Source organism: Halobellus sp. EA9 (genome assembly GCF_051195055.1).
In the GTDB taxonomy this organism is placed as follows: Archaea; Halobacteriota; Halobacteria; order Halobacteriales; family Haloferacaceae; genus Haloquadratum; species Haloquadratum rubicundus.
Window position 1 is genome coordinate 271,242 of the sequence record NZ_JBNTJW010000001.1, and the last position, 18,264, is coordinate 289,505.

The following is an 18,264-nucleotide window of genomic DNA, read 5'->3' on the forward strand; positions in this document are numbered from 1 at the left end:
ATGTCCGTCGATGCCGAGACGCTCGGCACCCGAACGCGCCGCCGTGTGACCGGATTCCTCGGGACGCTGGTCGCGCCGCGTTCGGAGCGGCAGCGCGAGGTCCGACGGATCGTCGCGCTCTGCGTGCCGTTCCTGCTGTTGGTGCTCGTCTCGGGGTTCTTCCCGCTGGTGGAGATGTTCCGGATCAGCGTCTCCGAATCGCAGTTCGTCACCGAGGGGTTCACGCTCAGTTCCTACCGAGCGCTGATCGAAGACCCGTACTACCGGCGGGTCGCGTTCAACTCGCTCTGGTTCGCTGTCGCGACCACACTGGCGTCGATCACCGTGGCCGTGCCGGTCGCCCACGCGCTCGAAAAGTACGACCTCCCGGGCGAACGGCTGCTGGTGACGGTACTGTCGTTCCCGAATAGCCTCCCGGGAATCGTGGCCGCGTTTATGATCATCGTCCTCTTCGGGAACACGGGCGTTCTGACGAACTTCCTGGCGTTCCTCGCCGGTCGCTCCGCGTCCAGCCTCGCGGTCGCGACGAGCGTTCTCGGGCTCTTTTTCGCGTACCTCTACTCGATGATCCCGCGGGCGATGCTGCTGCTCCGCGGAACGTACGCGGAGGTCAACACCGACGCCGAGGAGGCCGCCCGGAGCCTCGGGGCGACGCCCCTCCAGACGTTCCGGTACGTGACGCTCCCCCAGATCAAGCCCGGGCTCATCGGCGCGTGCGTTCTCGTGTTCCGGACCGCGCTGGCGATCTTCGGGACCATCCTCATCCTGAAGAGCTTGCTCGTCTGGACGCTCCAGATCAACCGCGAGCTCGCCAACGGGTTCAACATCGCACAGGCGTCGGCGATGGCGACGGTCTGGTTCGTCTTCGTCTTCGCGTTCACGGTTCTGGTACTCCGGTACACCAGCGCGGAGGTGACGATCTGATGGCCGGAGCCGACCGGACCGGCGGACCGAGCCTCTCGGCCCGCTTCGGTCGCGAAGCGGTGACGACCGTCCTGATCGCGACCGTCCTGTTTCTCGCACTCCCGGTCGTTCTCACGTTCGTGAGTTCGTTCGCCGCCAACTGGGCCGGCGTCCTCCCGCGGGGGTTCGTCACGACCGCGAACTGGGAGGCCGTGATCTTCGGCGACGGTATCGGTGCGAACGTGGCGATCGGCACCTCGCTGTTCTACAGCGTGGGACTCGCCCTCGGCGGGGTGGTGATCAACCTCCTCGCGGGCGTTCCGATCGCATACGCCATCGCGCGATACGAGTTCCCCGGCCGCGATCTGCTCAACGTCTTCGCGATACTTCCGCTCGCCCCCGGCATCATCCTGGGGATCGCCTTCCTCCGGACGTATCCGAAACTCTCGACGTCGGGGGTCGCACTGATCATCGGCTATTCGCTCCTGAAGGCGCCGTATATGGTGATGGCGGTCCAGTCGAGCTTCGAGTCGATGGACCTCCAGCGGATCGAAGAGAGCGCACGGAGCCTGGGCGCGTCCTGGCCGCGGACGTTCCTGACCGTCATCGTCCCCAGCGCGCGGACCGGAATCGTCGCCGGATCGATCATTTCGTGGACGCTCGCGGCTGCGGAGTTCAACTTCTCCTACATCGTATACTCGAAGGGAACGCCCCCCCTGTCGCTGTTCCTATTCAAGAACATCACGAACAGTTCGTTCCTCAACGCCGCCGCGGCGGTGTCGGTGTTCTTCCTCCTCATCGCCGGAGTGACCATCGCCCTCCAGGTGATCGGCCACCGCTCGACCGGACGGGAGACCTGACAGATGTCGGAAATCTCACTCGAACACGTCACGAAACGGTTCGATTCGACAGCCGCCGTCGACGACCTCTCGCTGTCCATCGAAGACGGCGAAGTGATGGGGATCGTCGGCCCGAGCGGCTGCGGGAAGACCACCACGCTCAGGCTCACGGCGGGCTTCGAGACGCCCGACGAGGGCGTCATCGCCTACGACGGCGACGACGTAACTCACGTGCCGCCGGAGAACCGAAACGTCGGGCTCGTGTTCCAATCCTACGCCCTCTTCGACACGATGAGCGTGTTGAAGAACGTCACGTTCGGGCCGCGGATGCACGGCGTCGGCAAGGCCGAGCGCCGCGAGCGCGCCCGGCAACTCCTGGACCTGCTCGACATTTCGGAGCTGGCCGATCGCGATCCGACGACCCTCTCCGGGGGGCAACAGCAGCGGGTCGGCCTCGCGCGGGCGCTGGCCATCAAACCGCGGCTCCTGTTGCTCGACGAGCCGATGACCGGACTCGACGCGAAGCTCAAGCAGAACCTCCGGAAGGAACTGGGCGACCTCCTCGATGACCTCGGGGTGACGACCCTGTACGTCACCCACGACCAGGAGCAGGCGATGTCGATGTGCGACCGGATCGCCGTGATGAACGACGGCGTCCTCGAACAGGTGGGTACACCCACCGATATCTACGAGTCGCCCGCCAACGCGTTCGTCGCCAACTTCATCGGAACCTCGAACCTCCTCAAGGCGACCGTGACGCCGGCCGCGATCGACTTCGGGTTCGCCGAGATCGACGCCCCGGAGTTCCCCGGCACCGGGCCCGCGACGCTCGCGGTCCGCCCGGACGATTTCCGTCTCGGCGCGGGACCCATCGAGGCCCACGTCGAGAACGTCTTCTACCTCGGTGAACGGGTACAGGCGATCGCGACGCTCGCCGACGGGAGCGAGATCACCGTCGAGGCGAGCCGCCACGAGGACGTCGCCCCCGGCGATCGGATCACGCTCGACATCGACGCCGAACACCTCCACCGCGTCTCCCGGTGAGCCGCGTCCGAGGTTCTCGCTACTCCCGAAGAGAGCTCGGGAGGGGCGAGCACTGCCCCCGAATGGAGACGTACCGGGCCTCGAATAGCCGTACAGAAAAGACACGTCCGGCCGTCGGTGGCAGATCCGTGGTGCCGTTCGACGGTCGCGCGGCGAAGGTGGCCGGTACTGGCGACGGGCGGGCGGGGGACGCGGGAGACGAGAGGGGAGTCGTCCCGGACGCGTTAGGCGCCGACTTCCGCGCCGACGTAGAGGACGACGACGAGAAAGATCCAGACGACGTCGACGAAGTGCCAGTACATCGACGCCGTGCTCACAGAGACGTGGCGCTCGGCGGAGTACTGCCCCAGGAGCGCGCGGACGAAGACGATCCCCAGGAGGACCGCGCCGAGGCTGACGTGCAGGCCGTGAAGGCCGGTGAGGCCGTAGAAGGCCGAGCCGAAGAACCCGGAGGCGATCGTGAACTCCTCGTGGATGATGAACTCGTAATACTCGTAGACCTGGCCGCCGATGAACACGATCCCCAAGAGGAGCGTCGCGGCGAGACCGCCGATGAACTTCCTGCGGTCGTTCTTCCGGATGGCCAGGTGCGCGTAGTGCAGCGTGACCGACGAGACGATCAGGATCGCCGTGTTGATCAGGACGAGCGAGCCCGTCAGCTCGGGGACCCCGACGAAGAGGGACTCCCAGTTGCCCGCGCGGATCCAGAAGTAGTAGCCGAACAGCCCGCCGAAGGTCGCCAGTTCGGAGCCGAGGAACGCGAGCATCCCCCAGCGGAGCTTGTTCGCGCTCTGGGCGTCGGCCTCGCGGTCCCAGAACTTGACGACGAAGGCGTGGTACGTCCAGCCGTACAGTCCGACGAGGAAGAGTCCGATCGTGGCGACGAGGGCCGCCGGGCCGACCATCGGGCCGACGATCGCACCGTCACCGCGGCCGAGGATGTACAGCGCGGCCGCGATGTAGATCCCCCCTGCGCCTGCGGCGGTGACGAACGGCCACCAGCTCGCCTCACCGAACCCGCGGGGCCAGTCCTCGACCGCGGGGAGGTGGTGTCCGTGGTCGTCGTGTGCTTCTTCGGTACCCATAGGCGTGCCTTTCGATCCGACGACTAAAAAGCCTCCCAAAACGGCCGGTGGTGCGTCCCGATCGCCCGGCGCCGCGTCGCGACGTCAGTCGGCGCTCGACGGCGTCCGGTGGTACGGCGCCGACGCGATCGACTCGCGGAGCTGGCCCAGGGACTCCCGGCTCTCGCCGCCCGCGCCGCTCATCTCGCTCACGACCGCCAGCACCTCCTGGCGGGAGATCTTGACGCCGGTCGCAGAGAGCGCGTCCTCGGGCTGAGCGAGCAGCTCGCGGAGTGTGCCGACCGCCAGCAGGAACGGAATCGCCCACGCTTCGAGCGTGTTGCCGTCGCGGAGCGGGACCGTCTCCAGGTACGTCTGTGCGTCGTCGAGGAACGAGCCCGCGAACTCGGCGGTCCGGCGGACGACCGACGCCGCGCCGGCGCGGTAGTCCTCGTCGACGACCTCGTCCTGAGGCACGCCCTCGTCGCGGAGCCACTCCGCCGGGAGGTAGACGTTGTTCTCGGCGGTGTAGTCGTCGTAGACGTCCTTCGAGATGTTGACGAGCTGGAGGAGCAGGCCGAACTCCTCGGCGGTGTCGTAGAGCCGGCGGCGGCGCTCGGCGGCGACGTCCCCGCGCGTCACGAGGTTCGTGATGAGGTTGCCGACGGTCCCGGCGGCGTAGTAGCAGTACTCCTCCAGTTCGCTTTTCGTCTGGATCCGGAGCCCGCCTTCGTCCTCGTAGCGTTCCACGAACTCGGCCATCCCCTGGACCAGCTCCCGGGCCGGTGGCACGACCGCCTCCTGGACGTCCTCGGGGAGGCTCCCGAACGTCCGGAGCACCCGCGGGGAGTCGCGGACGACCCGCCAGTCTTCGGTCAGCTCCCCGTCGTCGGGGAGGTGCGGTTCGACGGCGGCCGCGAACGCCTCCGGGCCGGTGTCGTCCCCGGGGTCGAGGACCGCGTCGTAGGTGTCGAGCAGCGACACTTGGTCTTCGGGCGGGATGTGCGACGCGTCTTCGACGGTGTCCGCGATCCGACAGACGAGGTACCCGAGGCAGATGTACGAGGACATCGGCTCGTCGAGCACGTCTACCGTGAGCGCGAACGTGCGAGAAACCCCCTGGACCGACTCGTGGCACCACCGGAGGTCGGCTTGGTCGACTCGGGGACGTTCTTCCTGCTGAGACATTCGGAGTGTGAGGCCCTACGGAGGGCGGCATAAAAAACTTCGTGGGGCGATTCGGCGGTCCGCCCCCGCGCTCACTCCGCGTCCCCGTCGGGCTCGGTCCCCGAGCCGCCCTCGACGCGCGCCGTGAGCCACCGGTGGTGGGACTCGACGCCGTCGATCCCCGCCTCGGTCAGGCGATAGACGTCGTGGATCCCCTCGGTCTCGACCGCGACGAGCCCCCGGTCGACGAGCGCGTCGAGGCTCCCGTAGAACGACTGCGGATCGAGCCTGGTGTCGTAGTGTCGTTCGAGCGACGTCTTGAGTTTCTGTCCGCGGAGCGTTCCGGCCTCGTAGAGCAGCGCACACAGGTCCCGCCGCCGTCCGCTCTGGAGCCATCGCGACATCGGCGGAACCTCGCGCTCGACTCACACGTGCGTTTCGGTCGGCGCTCGGGAGCCGCTCGGAACCGGTAGGTTCGACTGTCCGGCTTCCCAATCGCGGGTATGGCTGAACGCGAGACGACGGCCGACGGGATCACCGCACGCTACCGCGAGACCGAGACAGAGCGCCTGCTGGTCTTCGAGCGGGACGGACAGACCGCGGCGGTCGCACAGAACCGCGAGGGCTACGCGATGCTGAAAGTCCGGCCGACCGCCGACGGCGACGAACTGGAGCGGTACTACGGCTTCGATATGGCGCTCGATCACGCCGCGGAGCTGCTCGGCGTCTCGCCCCACGACCTCCCCGTCCCCGAGGCCGCAGAGGACATGGGGATGTGAGCGGCGGCAAGCGTGGGAGACGGGTCGGCGGCGCGCGAGCCGCGTCCTCGACTCAGTCGCGTCGCCAGTAGAACCTCGGGCCCAAGAACAAGTACGCGAGCGCGAGGAACAACAGCCCGTAGGCGAAGCCCTCGCCGACCGAGCCGACGAGGCGCTTGCCCATCCGACCGCCGAGGAGGATCGCGGCGGCCTGGACGACGCCCATCACCAGCGCGTCCTGGGCGTGGAGATCGGGGTACGTGATCGGCGCGAGCATCAGCCCGGCGAGCAGGTAGACGAGCGGCGCCAGGACGATCGGGCTCGTGAACCCCGCCAGCACCGTCGCCCCGAGGATCGTCGCCGCGAGCGTCGTCTGGACGCCCTCGGTCTCGTGGGCGTCGCTGTCGTAGGCGGTGTAGAGGCCGAGTCGCGTCACCGCGGCCGCGACGAAGAGCGCCGCGCCCGCGACCGCGACGAGCCCCCGCCCGGTCGCGAGCCCCCACGCGTCGGCGACGGCCATCGAGACGAGCAGCGCGGGCGCGACGCCGAAGGAGGCGACGTCGGCCAGCGAGTCCAGGTAGGGACCGACGGCGGTCCCGCCGCGGCGGCGGGCCACGACGCCGTCGAGCGCGTCCGCGATCGCGGCGAGCAGGAGGAGCCGCGCCGCGAGTTCGACGTCGACGGTGGTAGTGACGGCCGCGAGGAATCCGAGCGCGGCGTTGGAGATCGTGACCGCGTCGGCGAGGCCCAGCCGACCGACGAACCGCGGCTTCATACCTCGGCCGACTCGGAGGATCGGTTTACCTCTTTACATCCGTCGCGGGCCGCGGCGGAGTGGGAGGCGGGAGGGCGCTCGGATCGCTCCGGGACCGCGCCGCATTTGTTTCTCCGCTCCCGAGTCGGCAGTATGAGCGATAAGCGAGCGGCGGACGGCGCGTGTTCATCCGGCGTCTCCCGACGGCGTCTGCTCGCGGGACTCGGTGCCGCGGCGGCGACGGGGCTGGCCGGCTGCTCGGGAGTCGGCGCCGCGGACGACTACGACGTCGGGATGACCGCCGTCGCGTTCGATCCCGTCGAGATCACGGTCTCGACGGGCGAAACGGTCGTCTGGCGGAACACCAGTTCGCGCGGTCACACCGTGACCGCCTACGACTCGGCGATCCCCGAGGACGCCGAGTTCTTCGCCAGCGGCGGCTACGACTCCACCGAAGCGGCGCGGAAGGCGTTCACCTCGGAACTCGGGGGGATCATCGAGAGCGGGAAGTCGTGGTCTCACACCTTCGAGGTCCCCGGCGAGTACGAGTATTTCTGCATCCCGCACGAGCAGGCCGGGATGGTCGGGACCGTCGTCGTCGAGGAGTAGCGAGAGTCGGTCGCGTGGCTGCGGCTCGGACGGTTCTCGGTCGATCGCAAAAACGAAAGTCGTCTCCGGCGGAGCCGATTACTCGTCGACCGCGACGTCTTCCTCTTCGACGTCGACGGCGGCCTCCTCTTCGGCGGCGACCTCTTCGGGCCGCGCTTCGAGGGTTAGCTTCTGGACCTCCACCCGGCGGAGCGGGTAGATGGTCTTGGCCTCGCCGTAGATCGCCGACGAGAGCCGGCCTTCGATGACGCTGTCGACGAGCTCGGCGAAGGTCCGCTCGGCGGCGGCCTCCTCGACGAGGTCGATCATCACCCGGCGGATCGCCTGCTCTTGGCTCCGGTCGGCCTTCTTCGTCGTGAAGGCGACGGGCTGGAGCTGGACGCGGTAGTCGTCGGTCGTAAGCACCGTGATCGCGGCGTCGACCTTCGAGGCCCCGCGCCGGACGAGACTCCGGACGTAGTCGCGGGCGAGTTCGTGCTTGATGAACTCGGTGTAGGCCGCGTCGCTGGAGACGTCGTTCACCTTGAAGGTGAGCTTCGTGTTGTTTTCACCCTGGTCGCCGGTGATGTCGCCGAGGGTGACCTCGACGGTTCGGCCGTAGACCTTCTCGGGCTCGTCCGCGAAGGTCGAGCCGAGTTCGGTCCGGTCGAACTGCTCCGGCGCGATGAGGGTGTACCATCGCTTTCCGCTTCTCTGCTTCGAGACTGATCGTTCACTCATGGGTTTGAACTGTGTCGACGATGGTCTCTGCCACCGTCAGATTGACCACGGTGTCGTCCACCGTGGACTGGAGTCCGCCGGTCGTCTCGCGGGAGATCGTCGTCACGAGGGCGTCGCCCTCAACGGCTATCTCCATCGAGTCGGTGTTGTCCGGACGGAGCGCCGCCGCCACCGTCTCGGCGTCGGCGTGGCTCGTCCGCAGGCGGGCGGTTCGGAGCGCGCGCTCGCGCCCCGGGTCCGCGTTCGGTTCCGTGTCTGTTCCCTCCGTCATCTCGATCCCTCCGACTCCGGTGTCCGATCCGCGCGCGTGGTGCGCGTCGCGTCCCTCGCCGCGGCGATGACGTCGGCGTCGGCGGCGTCCGGATCGACGCGGACGACCGCGTCGGTCGCGGTGCCGGTCCAGGCCGGCGTCGGGCCCGCGCCGAACTCCGCGGCGAGCGTGTCGGCGGCGTCGCTCGCACCCGATTCGACCGCCGACAGCGCCGCGACGTCGTCGCCGAGCGCGATCACGAACGGCTCCGGCGAGCGGAAGTCGCGGGCGAGTCGGGCGAGCGTCGCCAGGCGGCCCGCGGTCCGGCTGTCCGCGCCGGGGGCGTCGGCGTCGCCGCCGACGTCCGCGCGAACGGCGAAGACGCCGTCGTAGCGACCGGTGTGGGCCTCGCGGAGCGCCGCGTGAACGGCCCCGGCGTGATCGCGCCACGCGTCGAGCGCGGCGTCGCGACCGCCGTGGCAGAGTGCCAGCGCGACGCCCGTGCCTGGGCGCTCCCGAGCGACCGCGTTCAGGACGTCGGCGAATCCGCCGATCGTCGCCAGCGGCCCCTCGGGCGTCGCGTGGGGGCGAAGCGCTCGCTCGACCGCCTCGGCGCCGCGGGGCGTGCCCGCGTCGTCGCCGGCGACCGTCAGGGCGACGAGCGAGGCGACGGTCCGCGGCCGCTCGTCGTCGTCCGCGGCTCCCGCGTCGTCTGCGTACGGGCCGAGCAGGTCCGCGACGGCCGCGGCGTCGCCCGAGACGGGGGCGTGCCACAGCGTCGAGTGCGTCAGCCCGTCGACGACGTCGTCGGTCGGGACGGCCACGCCGGGTCGGCGTTCGATCGCGCCCGACGCCTCCGCCCGCTCGACGAGCGATCCGGCGACCGAGCCGGGGTGTGCGCCGCCGGCGACGACGCCCGCGAGGGCGAGTCCCAGGTCGGGCGCGTCGCCGACGAGCGTCGACGCGATGTCGAACGCCCGCGCGCTCGCGGGGTCGGCGCCGGTCGGGGCCACGGCGACGTCCGCGTCGGAGCGATCCGCACCGACCGCGAGGAGGACGCCCTCGTCCGTCGTCGGCGCGTCGGCGCCGAGCGCGTCGACGCGCGCCTGGAAGGGCACGTCGAGGTCGCGGAGCGCCCGCGCCAGCAGCCCGGCGGCCGCCAGCGCGTCGCCGTCGGCGCGGGCGACGAGCCGGACGAAGTCCGCGTCGGCGAGAACCGACGCGACGCTGTCGGTGGCGGCGGGGGCGTCCGTCGTCGCGGTGGAGTCGGATCGGGAGGCCATCTACGCTACTCTTCGAGGAGTTTGACGGCGGTGTCGAAGGTGTAGGTGAAGTCCTCGTCGAGTTCGTCGCCACGGTAGTAGTCCACCAGGCGACGGATCTTCGACTCGGTGTTCTGCAGGGCGCGCTTGTTCTGCATGTCCTGCTGATTCTCGCGCACGTGGCGGCGGACCCGCACCGCGCGCTCCATCAGGTTCCGCAGGTCCTCGGGGAGCTCGGGCTCGGCGTCGTGCTCTTCGAGGATCGTGGTGACCTTCTTGCCGGTCGCGACCTTGACGTCGGGGACCGGCACGCCTTTGACGCCTTCGTCGCGGAGCTTGAGCCCGATCTGACTGGGATCGTGGCCCTGCTCTGCGAGTTCGACGACACGCGCTTCGATGTCGTCGGGATCGACGTCACTCCACTCCGGGGGGTCGTCTGCCACCGGCTTGTCCGAACCGGACGAGCCGCGGCGGCGAGTGTGCATTCGTGCCATTGTTGTGGTTGGAACGGCACAGACCGCAGAAGACAGCCGCAGATCTGGACGCGACTGCTACGTTTGATGCGCGTAGCGCACCGCACTTCCGCAATCCCAAGCCGCACCGCGCGGCGAGTCAGATTTGCGGCCGTGCTGTTCCCGTCGGAGACCAGACGCGACGGCGACAAAAGGATTCCGACCCATCGCCGTCGTCCCGCAAGTCGAAGCCCTTAAGAACGAAAGCGGAATACCTCAGAGTGCGTTCGCGGGCTCGTAGATCAGTGGTAGATCACTCCCTTGGCATGGGAGAGGCCCCGGGTTCAAATCCCGGCGAGTCCATTCCTACTCCGCGGCCATACCCAGGGGGTGCCAACTCCGAGACGGTTACAAGCAGACCCACAGACCCCTTCAGTCCCGAGTAACCGACTCACGCCCCGATGACGGCGTCGACGACGACGAAGAAGACGAATCCCACCAGAAAGGCCGCCGTCGCGGCGTCGGCGTAGCCGTGACCGTGGCTCGACGGGACAATCTCCCGGAGGACGACCGCGAGCATCGCACCGGCGGCGAAGCCGGCCGCGACGGGGAAGACCCCCTGCGCGATCGCCACGAGACCGAACCCGAAGACCGAGGCGGCGACCTGCGGGACGGTGCCCGAAAGCGTCGTGTACGCGAAGACCCGCCAGGTGGGCATCCCCGCCTGGCTGACCGGGACGGCGAAGGCGAAGCCGTCCGGGACGTTCTGGAGGCCGATCACGATCGCCAGGACGAACGCGATCTCCTCGAGGCCGGACGCGAACGCGACCCCCATCGCCAAGCCTTCCGGCGCGTTGTGGAGCGTGATGGCGCCCCCGATCAGAATGGCCCGCCGGACGCGGTCGTCGAGCGTCGGCTCCTCGTCTGTGGCGCCGCCGTGGCCGCGCCAGCGCTTGTACTCCGTGTGGACGTGAGGGATCACGCGGTTGCCGACGAGCAGGCCGAAGCCGCCGACGAAGACGCCGACCATCACCGACCACAGGGACCCCTGTTCGGTCCCCGGGATGATGAGCCCGAAGACGGACGCCGCGATCATAATCCCGCCCGCGAGTCCCAGCGCGGCATCGTACACGCGGTGGCTGACGCGAGCGCCGAGGAGGACTGGCACCGCGCCGACGCCGGTCACGAGCCCGGATAGCGTCGTCACCATCAGCATCGTCTCGAACGTGGTCATACGCCGACCCGCAGCATCGGCGGATAAAAACCCAGCGAGCGTCCCCCGAGGAAGCGCTCCCGGATCGCCGGTCAGTCCCCGCCGGTCAGTCCCCGCCGGTCAGTCCCGACGCCCGAGCGACGCCTCGCCACCGCCCCGATCGGAACCGTCCGGTGTTCACCGCGGCCTTCACGTAGAAGTCCGCGACGATCGCGACGTAGATGGCGGGAAAGCCGAGGCCGAGGCCGACAGGGAGGGAAACGCCCAGTAGCGTGACGGCGAAGCCGGCCGGGAGCGCGAGCGTGGCGATCGGGAGTCGCACGAGGAACGAGCCGACGACCATCGCGTACAGCGGCCAGCGGGTGTCGCCGGCGCCGCGCAGCCCGCCGCGCATCGTCCGCGAGATGGAGAAGCCGGCGACGACGACGCCGAAGAGGCGGATGAACGACACCGTCAGCCCGACGTGGTCGGTGCCGAACGCGACCGCGATGGGCCGCGCGGCGAGGACGATGACCGCCCCGATCAGGAGCTGGGTTGCGAGCGCGATCCGGAGGGTCTGCCAGCCGTAGGCCGCGGCCAGGTCGTCGTCGCCGGCGCCGATGTGTTGTCCGACGAGCGTCGACGCCGCCGTCGAGTAGCCCCAGGCGGGCATCAGCGCCAGCAGCATCACCCGGCGGGCGATGGCGTACGCCGCCAGCGCTGGCGTCCCGAGCACGCCGAGGATGAAGAGGAACGGAAAGCGCGCGAGCGTCTGGACCAGGCGCATCCCCGCGAGCGGGAGTCCGACGCGGAGGATCTCGACGACGAGCCCCGGGTCGAACTGGCGGCCGCCGAGGTCGAGGGCGACGGCGTAGTCGCCGGAGACCAGGAGCCAGAAGAAGAGGGCCGCCGCGAGCGCGTTGGCGACGGCGGTCCCGATCGCCGCGCCGGCGACGCCGAACGACGGGATCGGCCCGAGCCCGAAGATAAGCACGGCGTTGAGGACGACGTTCGTCGGCAGCGTGAGCAGTCGCGCGTACATCGGCGTGCGCGTGTCGGCGCTGCCCGCGAGCGCCCGCGCGGCGACCATCGAGAAGAACCGCGGCGCCATCGACAGCATCACGATCGAGAGGTAGGTCGCCCCGTAGTCGACCGCCGCCGGGTCCGCGGTCAGGATCCCGACGAGCGGCTCGGCGTAGACCCACGCGCCGACCGTCAGCGGCACCGAGATGGCGAGCGCGAGCCAGAGCGACTGTTTGACCGCGAGGTTCGCACGCTCCGGGCGGTCCGCGCCCTGGAGCCGGGAGACGACGCTTATCGTCCCCGAGGAGACCGCAAGCGAGAGCCCGAAGCCGATGAAGTAGTACTGAAACCCCAGTTCCAGCCCGGCGATGGCGGCGTCGCCGAGCGCGAGCCCGACCATCAGGAAGTCAGCGATCCGGAGGAGCACCCGGAGCCCGCCGATCACCATCACCGGCACCGCGAGGTCGAACGCCGACTCCGCCTGCTCGCGGTTCACGAGCCCGGCGCGGGCCAGCGCCGCCGGAAACAGCGAGAGCACCCGCCAGATGGAGTCGCGGACGGCCATCGGAGAAGTACGTCACGGGCTATCGGCCGCACCGTACTCAATCTGTCGTACGCCCTCGCCCCGCCGGGTCAGGGGACGAAGTCCAGCGCGCGTTCGGCGCCGGTTCCGTCAGCGTCTTGAAGCCGTGCGTGGACGTCCCGGTAGTGTCGTCGGTCTCCGGCTCCGTGGTCGCTCGCGTCACCGACACAGTGGCGGCGCTGCGCGGCGGGGGCCGCGGCTGGACGCTCGTGGCCGTCGCCGGCGGGTGGTTCTTCGCGCTCGGCCTCCGGTTTGTCATCCCGGCGCTGCTCCCGGCGATCAGGGCCGATTTCCCCGTCTCCGAGACCGTCGCGGGCGCGGCGATCACGCTCCTGTGGGTCACCTACGCCGTGATGCAGTTCCCCGCCGGCGTGCTGATCGACCGCGTCGGCGAGCGGGCGCTGCTCGTCACGGGCGCCGTGGCGGGCGGCCTCACGATGGCGGTGTACGCGCTCTCGCCCACCTTCGCGGTGTTTCTCGTCGCGACCGGCGCCTACGGCCTGGCGTCCGGGCTCTACGGCCCGCCGCGGGGGACCGCCCTCTCGCGGATCTACGCCGGCAACGACGGCGCCGCGTTCGGGATCGTCCTCGCGGCGGGGAGCATCGGCGCCGCCCTCCTCCCGCCCTTCGCGACCTACGCCTCCGGCCTCGTCGGCTGGCGCGGCGCGCTCGCGCTCACCGTTCCGGGGTTCCTGCTGGCCGGCGCGGCGCTCCGGCGGTTCGTCCCGGGGCGGGACGCGGAGCAGACTGACGACGCTCCGGATCCGGGACCGGACGCGGCGGGCAAGCGCGCACGGATCCGCGCGTACGCCGGTGCCGTCCGCGACGCCGTCGCGTCCCGGACCGTCGGGCTCGCACTCGTCGGGACGATGCTGATGCTGTTCGCCTTCCAGGGGCTGACCGCGTTTCTGACGACGTACCTGGTGACGGCGAAAGGGCTCTCGGAGGCCCTCGCGGGGACGCTCTTCGGGCTCCTGTTCCTAAGCGCCGCGGTCTTTCAGTCCGCCGGCGGCGCGCTCGCGGACCGCTACGGGCACGGCCGGGTGCTCGCGGCCGTCGCCTTCGCGGGCGTGCCCCCGCTCGTGGCGCTCCCGTACGCGGACAGCCTGGCGGTGCTCGTCGCGGTCGTCCTCTTTCTGGGGATGCGACTGTCGGTCGGCCCGATCTCGAACGCGTACATCGTCTCGCTCCTTCCCACGGACGTCCGGGGGACCGCCTGGGGCGCGGTCCGGACGACCCTCTTCGTCGTCGGGTCGCTCGGCTCGACGGCGGTGGGAGCGATGGCCGACTACGACCGCTACACCACGGCGTTCTTCCTGCTGGCGGCGCTGACCGGGATCGCCGGGGTGATCTACCTCTCGCTGCCCGAGCGGGAGGACGTCGCGGTCGGGCACGAATCGGGCGACGTCTGATCGAAACGACCGCGATCGGCGACGGCCGGGTCGGTGTTCAGCCGACGAACGCGACGTCGCTGATCTCGAACCGGGCGCCGTCGTTGCCCTCTACGGCCTCGATAGACCACCCGTGGGCCTCGACGACGCTCCGGACGATCGCGAGGCCGAGGCCGGTCCCGCCCTCGGTGGTGAAGCCGCGGTCGAACACCGACCCGCGCTCGTCTTCGGGAATCCCCGGCCCGTCGTCGGCGAGGTAGAAGCCGTCGTCGAGGCGGCCGATCCGGACCGTCACGTCGTCGCCGGCGTGCTCGATCGCGTTGCGGAAGAGGTTCTCGAACGCCGCGCGCAGCCGTTCGGGGTCCCCGGAGACGGCCCCGAGTTCGCCGTCGAACCGGAGGTCGGCCGCCGATGTCTCGACGGTCTCCCACGCCCGCCTGACGACGGCGTCGAGCCTCAGCCGCTGGGGATCATCGACATCGCGGCCCTGTCGGGCGAGGTCCAGCACCTGATCGACGAGCGTCTCCATCCGGTTCGCCGCGCGGAGCGCCCGGTCGACGTGCTCGGAGTCGCCCTCGGACTGTTCGATCGCGAGCGAGCCCGTCATCACGTTGAGCGGATTGCGGAGGTCGTGCGAGAGCACGCTCGCGAAGGTCTCCAGCCGCTCGTTCTGGTCGCGGAGCTGCGTCTCCCGCCGCACGCGGGCCAGCGAGTGGCCGATCATGTCCGCGACGGTCCGCAGCAGATCGATCTCCGTGTCCGACCACCGGCGGTCGCCGCGCTCGACGTCGAAGCGGACGAACCCCTCGAGGGACCAGTCGTCGACGACCGGCAGGAAGACGGCCGCGCCGACGTCGGCGTCGCGGAGGCGGTCCCGGATGGGGGCGTCCGACGGCAGGTCGCCGAGGCGGGAGACGGCGACGTTGTCGAACTGCCGCATCCGCTCGCCGAGCCAGTCGAACTCCCCGGAATCGATCCGTCGGAGCCCGGTGGGGTCGACATCGTCGTCGGTCCACTGCGCCAGCGACTCGAAGTCGTCGCCCCGCACCTGGAAGGCCTGGCCGCGGTCGGCGCCGACCTGCGCGCCGACGCTCTCGAGGCTCCACCGGACCTTCGTCTCGAACTCGTCGGGTTCGGCACTCATCAGACTCGTCGAGATATCGAGAACGATATCGTACAGTTGCGCGTGGGCGGCCGCGTCGCTGCGGCTCGTGCCGCCGTCGAACGCGGAGAAATTCCCAACGGTGCCGTCCGAGAGCCCGTCCATACGCTATCCCGGAGTGGGCGAAATGTATTCCTTGCGGCCCGAGTATCAGCGGTGAATATCAGATCGGATATACGTGTGAGGGAGATGAGAGGTACGGCGGCCGCCCGGAGCAGCCTTCGGCGGGAGCGCCCGCCGCAGCGGGCGCTCGGGATCGCGACCGCGAGCGCCCTCTCGGCGCCGCTCGTCGACTGGCAGACGGGGGATCCGATGGCGCTGCTCGACGCCGACGTCGAGCGCATCGCGACGGTCGGGCTGTTCGGCCCCGCGTTCCGGAAGTTCGACGGCGTCGAGGTCAGGGTGATCGAGCGCGAGCCGATCGACGACGTGCCCGATCCCGACGGCGTCGCGGTGCGGACCCACACGCCCGCCGGGGCCGACGCGGCGCTCTCTGACGCGGCGGTCGTCTTCGTCACCGGATCGGCGCTCATCTACGGCGGCATCGATCGGTACCTCGCGGCGGCGCCCGCCGAGGCGACGGTGATCGTGATCGGGGCGACCGCGTCGTTCCTCCCCGGGCCGCTGTTCGAGGCGGGCGTCGACGTCGTCGCCGGCGCGTCGGTCACGGACCGCTCGCGGGCTCGCGAGGCTGTCGCGGCGGGGGCGTGCGGCACCGACCTCCACGACGCCGGCGTCGAGAAGGTGTACGTCGCCGGGGCACGCCCCGCGGGCGTCGCGCTCGGCGAACGGGCGGACGGGAGGGGCGGCGAGCGAGCACAGCCGGAGACGACCGAGAGCCACGACGAATCCACGAATCCATGACACAGCGAAACTGGAGCGTTCCCGAGACGGAGGTAGTACAGCGCATCCGCGACCGACTCGACGCCGGCGGCACCGACGTCCTGGCGACCATCGTCGACGTCGACGGCAACGCCTACCGGCGGCCCGGCGCGAAGATGCTCCTCGACGAGGGGGGCGCGGGCGTCGGCAGCATCACCGCCGGCTGTCTCGAAGACGAACTCGTGAAAGTCGGCGCCCGGGTCCGCGAGCGCGGTCGGCCCGAGCTCGTCACCTACGACCTGATGGAGGACGACGACGAGGACGTCTGGGGGCTCGGCGTCGGCTGTAACGGCGTCATCGAGGTCCTCCTCGAACCCCTCTCGGAGACCTACCGCCCGGCCGTCGAGGCGTTCTCGGCGGGGAGAGACGTCGGCGTGCTCACCGTCCTCGACGGCGGCGACTCGACGTTCGAGCAGGGCGACCGCGCGTACTACCACCCCGAGCGCGACGCCCTGCGGACGCCCGACGGCGACGACGCGGCGGACTGGCCGGCGGGGCTCGCGGGGCCGGCCGGCGAACTGGCTGCGGACGGAAAGGCCGACACCGTCACCGTCGACCACGACGGGACGGAAATCGAGGTCTTCGTCGACGGCCTGGCCGCGCCGGCCGACCTGGTCGTGTTCGGGACCGGCCACGACGTCGGCCCCGTCACGGAGTTCGCCGCGAAGAACGACTTCCGGGTCACGGTCGTCGGCTTCCGCGGCGCGGTCGACCTCGACGAGCGCTTCCCCGCGGCGGACCGGATCGTCACCACCTCGCCCGCGACCGTCGCGGACGACCTGGATCTGGACGACCAGACCTACGCGGTCGTGATGACGCACAACTTCGTCGACGATCAACTCACCGTTGAGGCGCTCCTGGGAGCCGGCGTGCCGTACGTCGGCCTGATGGGGCCGCGCGAGCGCTTCGAGGAGATGCGCGAGGCCTTCGACGAGACCTACACGGAGTCCCAACTGGCGTCGCTGTACACGCCGGTCGGACTCGACCTCGGCGGTGGGTCGCCCTACCAGATCGCCCACAGCATCGTGGGCGAGGCGCTGGCGGTCTCGAACGGGCGGGAGCCGCGGCACCTCAAGGAACGCGAGGGGCCGATCCACGAGCGCGTCGACGTCGAGTCCGACGCGCCCGCGCAGTAGGCTGTTTTCGGACCGAGCTTACATGTAGCCGAGGTCGCGCAGGCGCTCCATCAGGTCCTCCTTGTCCTGGGCGCGGCCCGCGCGCTCGGTCGTGTTCTCCATGTCCTGCAGCCACGCCGGCTCCTCTGTGGTCTTGTCGGTCGAGACCTCGCTGCCGAGCGAGCGGAAGCCGGCGAAGTACTTCGGCGAGACCGGGATGTCCTCCATCGTGAGCCCGTTCGGCAGGTCGTCGGCGCCCTGCGGGACGTAGCCGTCGTCGGGGTAGCCCTCGACGGTGTCCGGGACCACGAAGTGCCAGAAGGCCTCCCAGACCGACGCCTCGTCGAACTGGAGGATGGGCTGGATGCGGTCGTGCGGCGGGTAGATATCGGGGTCGTGCCGCGGCGAGAAGAACGTCTCGTCGGCGCGGGCCTCCTGTTCGTCCCAGCGGACGCCGGAGATGACGCCGTCGATGCCCTCGGACTCGAGGACGTCGTTCAGCGCGACCGTCTTCAGCAGGTGATTGCCGACGTAGGTGTCCAGCAGGAACGGGAAGGTGTCGTCCTCGTACTCCAGCAGATTGCGGACGTGATGTTGGTTGTGCTCGGAGAGCTCCGAGACGGGGATGTCGTCGCCGGGTTCGAGATCGTGTTCGTCGACGTAGGCGCCGACGTCCTCGTTGCGGGCGTAGACGACGTCGAGGTCCCACTCCTCGGCCCAGTGGTCGACGAAGTCGTGGATCTCGTCGAAGTGCTGGTAGTGGTCGATGAAGACCGCGGGCGGGGTCTCCAGGTCGTACTTCTCGGCGACCTCCTTGATGAAGTACAGCGTGAGCGTCGAGTCCTTCCCGCCGGTCCACATCACCGCGGGGTTGCGGTACTCTTCGAGGCCGCGCTTCGTGACCTCGATCGCCTTCTCGATCTTGTCCTGGATCGTCGGGTAATCCTCGGGCGTCTCGCCTTCGCCGTCCGCGTAGTCGACGTCGAGGTAATCGGGGAACTCGTCTGACATCTCGTAATTACATCTAATTACAGTCCGATAAATGCCTTTTGGGATTCGATCGGTCGGGGCCCGTCGGGAACCGCAAGCACCTT

20 protein-coding genes and 1 tRNA gene are annotated in these 18,264 nt (G+C 69.7%); 9 read left to right on the top strand and 12 right to left on the bottom strand.

Translation table 11 applies throughout. The annotated features are described in order from the left end of the window. The 3 genes from ACQUQ0_RS01360 to ACQUQ0_RS01370 are packed head-to-tail and all read left to right on the top strand — an operon-like array spanning position 1 to position 2,786. Entirely contained in the window at positions 1–924 is a 924-nt protein-coding gene (locus tag ACQUQ0_RS01360; protein WP_435182684.1) for an ABC transporter permease, read from the top strand. Next, a complete protein-coding gene (locus ACQUQ0_RS01365; protein WP_435182686.1) occupies positions 924–1,763 on the top strand; it encodes an ABC transporter permease in 840 nt (279 codons plus the stop codon). Before ACQUQ0_RS01360 ends, ACQUQ0_RS01365 begins: the two co-directional genes overlap by 1 nt. A gap of 3 nt (positions 1,764–1,766) precedes the next feature. Continuing rightward, complete coding sequence (locus tag ACQUQ0_RS01370) at positions 1,767–2,786, top strand: ABC transporter ATP-binding protein (protein ID WP_435182687.1); 1,020 nt, start codon at positions 1,767–1,769, stop codon at positions 2,784–2,786. 224 nt (positions 2,787–3,010) lie between these two features. On the opposite strand, the gene ACQUQ0_RS01375 is transcribed toward ACQUQ0_RS01370, so the two are convergent. From ACQUQ0_RS01375 to ACQUQ0_RS01385, 3 genes are all read right to left on the bottom strand, one after another. Beyond that, positions 3,011–3,871 carry a cytochrome c oxidase subunit 3 gene (locus ACQUQ0_RS01375; protein ID WP_435182689.1) on the bottom strand — a complete coding sequence of 287 codons (861 nt, stop codon included), beginning with the start codon at positions 3,869–3,871 and terminating at the stop codon, positions 3,011–3,013. An 84-nt stretch (positions 3,872–3,955) separates the two neighbouring features. Further along, positions 3,956–5,038: a phytoene/squalene synthase family protein gene (locus ACQUQ0_RS01380; RefSeq protein WP_435182691.1), complete on the bottom strand. Its 1,083-nt coding sequence runs from the start codon at positions 5,036–5,038 to the stop codon at positions 3,956–3,958. Positions 5,039–5,109: 71 nt separating this feature from the next. After that, a complete protein-coding gene (locus tag ACQUQ0_RS01385; protein ID WP_435182692.1) occupies positions 5,110–5,421 on the bottom strand; it encodes a DNA-binding protein in 312 nt (103 codons plus the stop codon). A 99-nt stretch (positions 5,422–5,520) separates the two neighbouring features. Here ACQUQ0_RS01385 and ACQUQ0_RS01390 point away from each other — a divergent pair, with 99 nt between their 5' ends. Continuing rightward, positions 5,521–5,796, top strand: coding sequence for a DUF7111 family protein (locus tag ACQUQ0_RS01390; RefSeq protein ID WP_372388428.1), 276 nt, complete (start codon positions 5,521–5,523; stop codon positions 5,794–5,796). 52 nt (positions 5,797–5,848) lie between these two features. Here ACQUQ0_RS01390 and ACQUQ0_RS01395 read toward each other — a convergent pair whose 3' ends face one another. Beyond that, positions 5,849–6,550 (bottom strand): protein sorting system archaetidylserine synthase, encoded by a 702-nt coding sequence (locus tag ACQUQ0_RS01395; RefSeq protein WP_435182693.1) that lies wholly within the window; start codon positions 6,548–6,550, stop codon positions 5,849–5,851. A 132-nt stretch (positions 6,551–6,682) separates the two neighbouring features. Between ACQUQ0_RS01395 and ACQUQ0_RS01400 the strand changes: the two genes are divergently transcribed. Further along, positions 6,683–7,138, top strand: coding sequence for a cupredoxin domain-containing protein (locus tag ACQUQ0_RS01400; RefSeq protein ID WP_435182694.1), 456 nt, complete (start codon positions 6,683–6,685; stop codon positions 7,136–7,138). A 78-nt stretch (positions 7,139–7,216) separates the two neighbouring features. On the opposite strand, the gene ACQUQ0_RS01405 is transcribed toward ACQUQ0_RS01400, so the two are convergent. Genes ACQUQ0_RS01405 through ACQUQ0_RS01420 form a run of 4 tightly spaced genes read right to left on the bottom strand, consistent with a single transcriptional unit; the run spans position 7,217 to position 9,864 of the window. Continuing rightward, positions 7,217–7,858, bottom strand: coding sequence for a 30S ribosomal protein S3ae (locus tag ACQUQ0_RS01405; RefSeq protein WP_435182695.1), 642 nt, complete (start codon positions 7,856–7,858; stop codon positions 7,217–7,219). Continuing rightward, positions 7,851–8,129, bottom strand: a complete 279-nt coding sequence (locus tag ACQUQ0_RS01410) for a KEOPS complex subunit Pcc1 (RefSeq protein WP_435182696.1) — start codon at positions 8,127–8,129, stop codon at positions 7,851–7,853. Before ACQUQ0_RS01410 ends, ACQUQ0_RS01405 begins: the two co-directional genes overlap by 8 nt. Further along, positions 8,126–9,391: a hypothetical protein gene (locus tag ACQUQ0_RS01415; RefSeq protein WP_435182697.1), complete on the bottom strand. Its 1,266-nt coding sequence runs from the start codon at positions 9,389–9,391 to the stop codon at positions 8,126–8,128. Before ACQUQ0_RS01415 ends, ACQUQ0_RS01410 begins: the two co-directional genes overlap by 4 nt. Before the next feature lie 5 nt (positions 9,392–9,396). Continuing rightward, complete coding sequence (locus tag ACQUQ0_RS01420; protein WP_435182698.1) at positions 9,397–9,864, bottom strand: 30S ribosomal protein S15; 468 nt, start codon at positions 9,862–9,864, stop codon at positions 9,397–9,399. 249 nt (positions 9,865–10,113) lie between these two features. Between ACQUQ0_RS01420 and ACQUQ0_RS01425 the strand changes: the two genes are divergently transcribed. Next, positions 10,114–10,185 (top strand) — tRNA-Ala (locus tag ACQUQ0_RS01425). Between the two features lie 88 nt (positions 10,186–10,273). On the opposite strand, the gene ACQUQ0_RS01430 is transcribed toward ACQUQ0_RS01425, so the two are convergent. Both ACQUQ0_RS01430 and ACQUQ0_RS01435 read right to left on the bottom strand, forming a co-directional pair. Continuing rightward, entirely contained in the window at positions 10,274–11,056 is a 783-nt protein-coding gene (locus ACQUQ0_RS01430; protein WP_435182699.1) for a ZIP family metal transporter, read from the bottom strand. An 85-nt stretch (positions 11,057–11,141) separates the two neighbouring features. Next, positions 11,142–12,602, bottom strand: a complete 1,461-nt coding sequence (locus ACQUQ0_RS01435) for an MATE family efflux transporter (protein ID WP_435182700.1) — start codon at positions 12,600–12,602, stop codon at positions 11,142–11,144. Between the two features lie 143 nt (positions 12,603–12,745). Between ACQUQ0_RS01435 and ACQUQ0_RS01440 the strand changes: the two genes are divergently transcribed. Then, a complete protein-coding gene (locus ACQUQ0_RS01440) occupies positions 12,746–14,032 on the top strand; it encodes an MFS transporter (protein WP_435182701.1) in 1,287 nt (428 codons plus the stop codon). Positions 14,033–14,069: 37 nt separating this feature from the next. Here the strand turns inward: ACQUQ0_RS01440 and ACQUQ0_RS01445 are convergent, their stop codons facing one another. Beyond that, a complete protein-coding gene (locus tag ACQUQ0_RS01445; RefSeq protein ID WP_435182702.1) occupies positions 14,070–15,278 on the bottom strand; it encodes a sensor histidine kinase in 1,209 nt (402 codons plus the stop codon). Between the two features lie 84 nt (positions 15,279–15,362). Here ACQUQ0_RS01445 and ACQUQ0_RS01450 point away from each other — a divergent pair, with 84 nt between their 5' ends. After that, the gene (locus ACQUQ0_RS01450) at positions 15,363–16,037 is read left to right on the top strand and encodes a Rossmann-like domain-containing protein (RefSeq protein WP_435182703.1); all 675 of its coding nucleotides are present in this window, start codon (positions 15,363–15,365) and stop codon (positions 16,035–16,037) included. Next, positions 16,034–17,191 (top strand): XdhC family protein, encoded by a 1,158-nt coding sequence (locus ACQUQ0_RS01455; protein ID WP_435182704.1) that lies wholly within the window; start codon positions 16,034–16,036, stop codon positions 17,189–17,191. The genes ACQUQ0_RS01450 and ACQUQ0_RS01455 overlap by 4 nt, the downstream gene beginning before the upstream one ends. Before the next feature lie 18 nt (positions 17,192–17,209). On the opposite strand, the gene ACQUQ0_RS01460 is transcribed toward ACQUQ0_RS01455, so the two are convergent. After that, positions 17,210–18,181 carry a phosphoadenosine phosphosulfate reductase family protein gene (locus ACQUQ0_RS01460; protein WP_435182706.1) on the bottom strand — a complete coding sequence of 324 codons (972 nt, stop codon included), beginning with the start codon at positions 18,179–18,181 and terminating at the stop codon, positions 17,210–17,212. Positions 18,182–18,264: the final 83 nt, after the last annotated feature.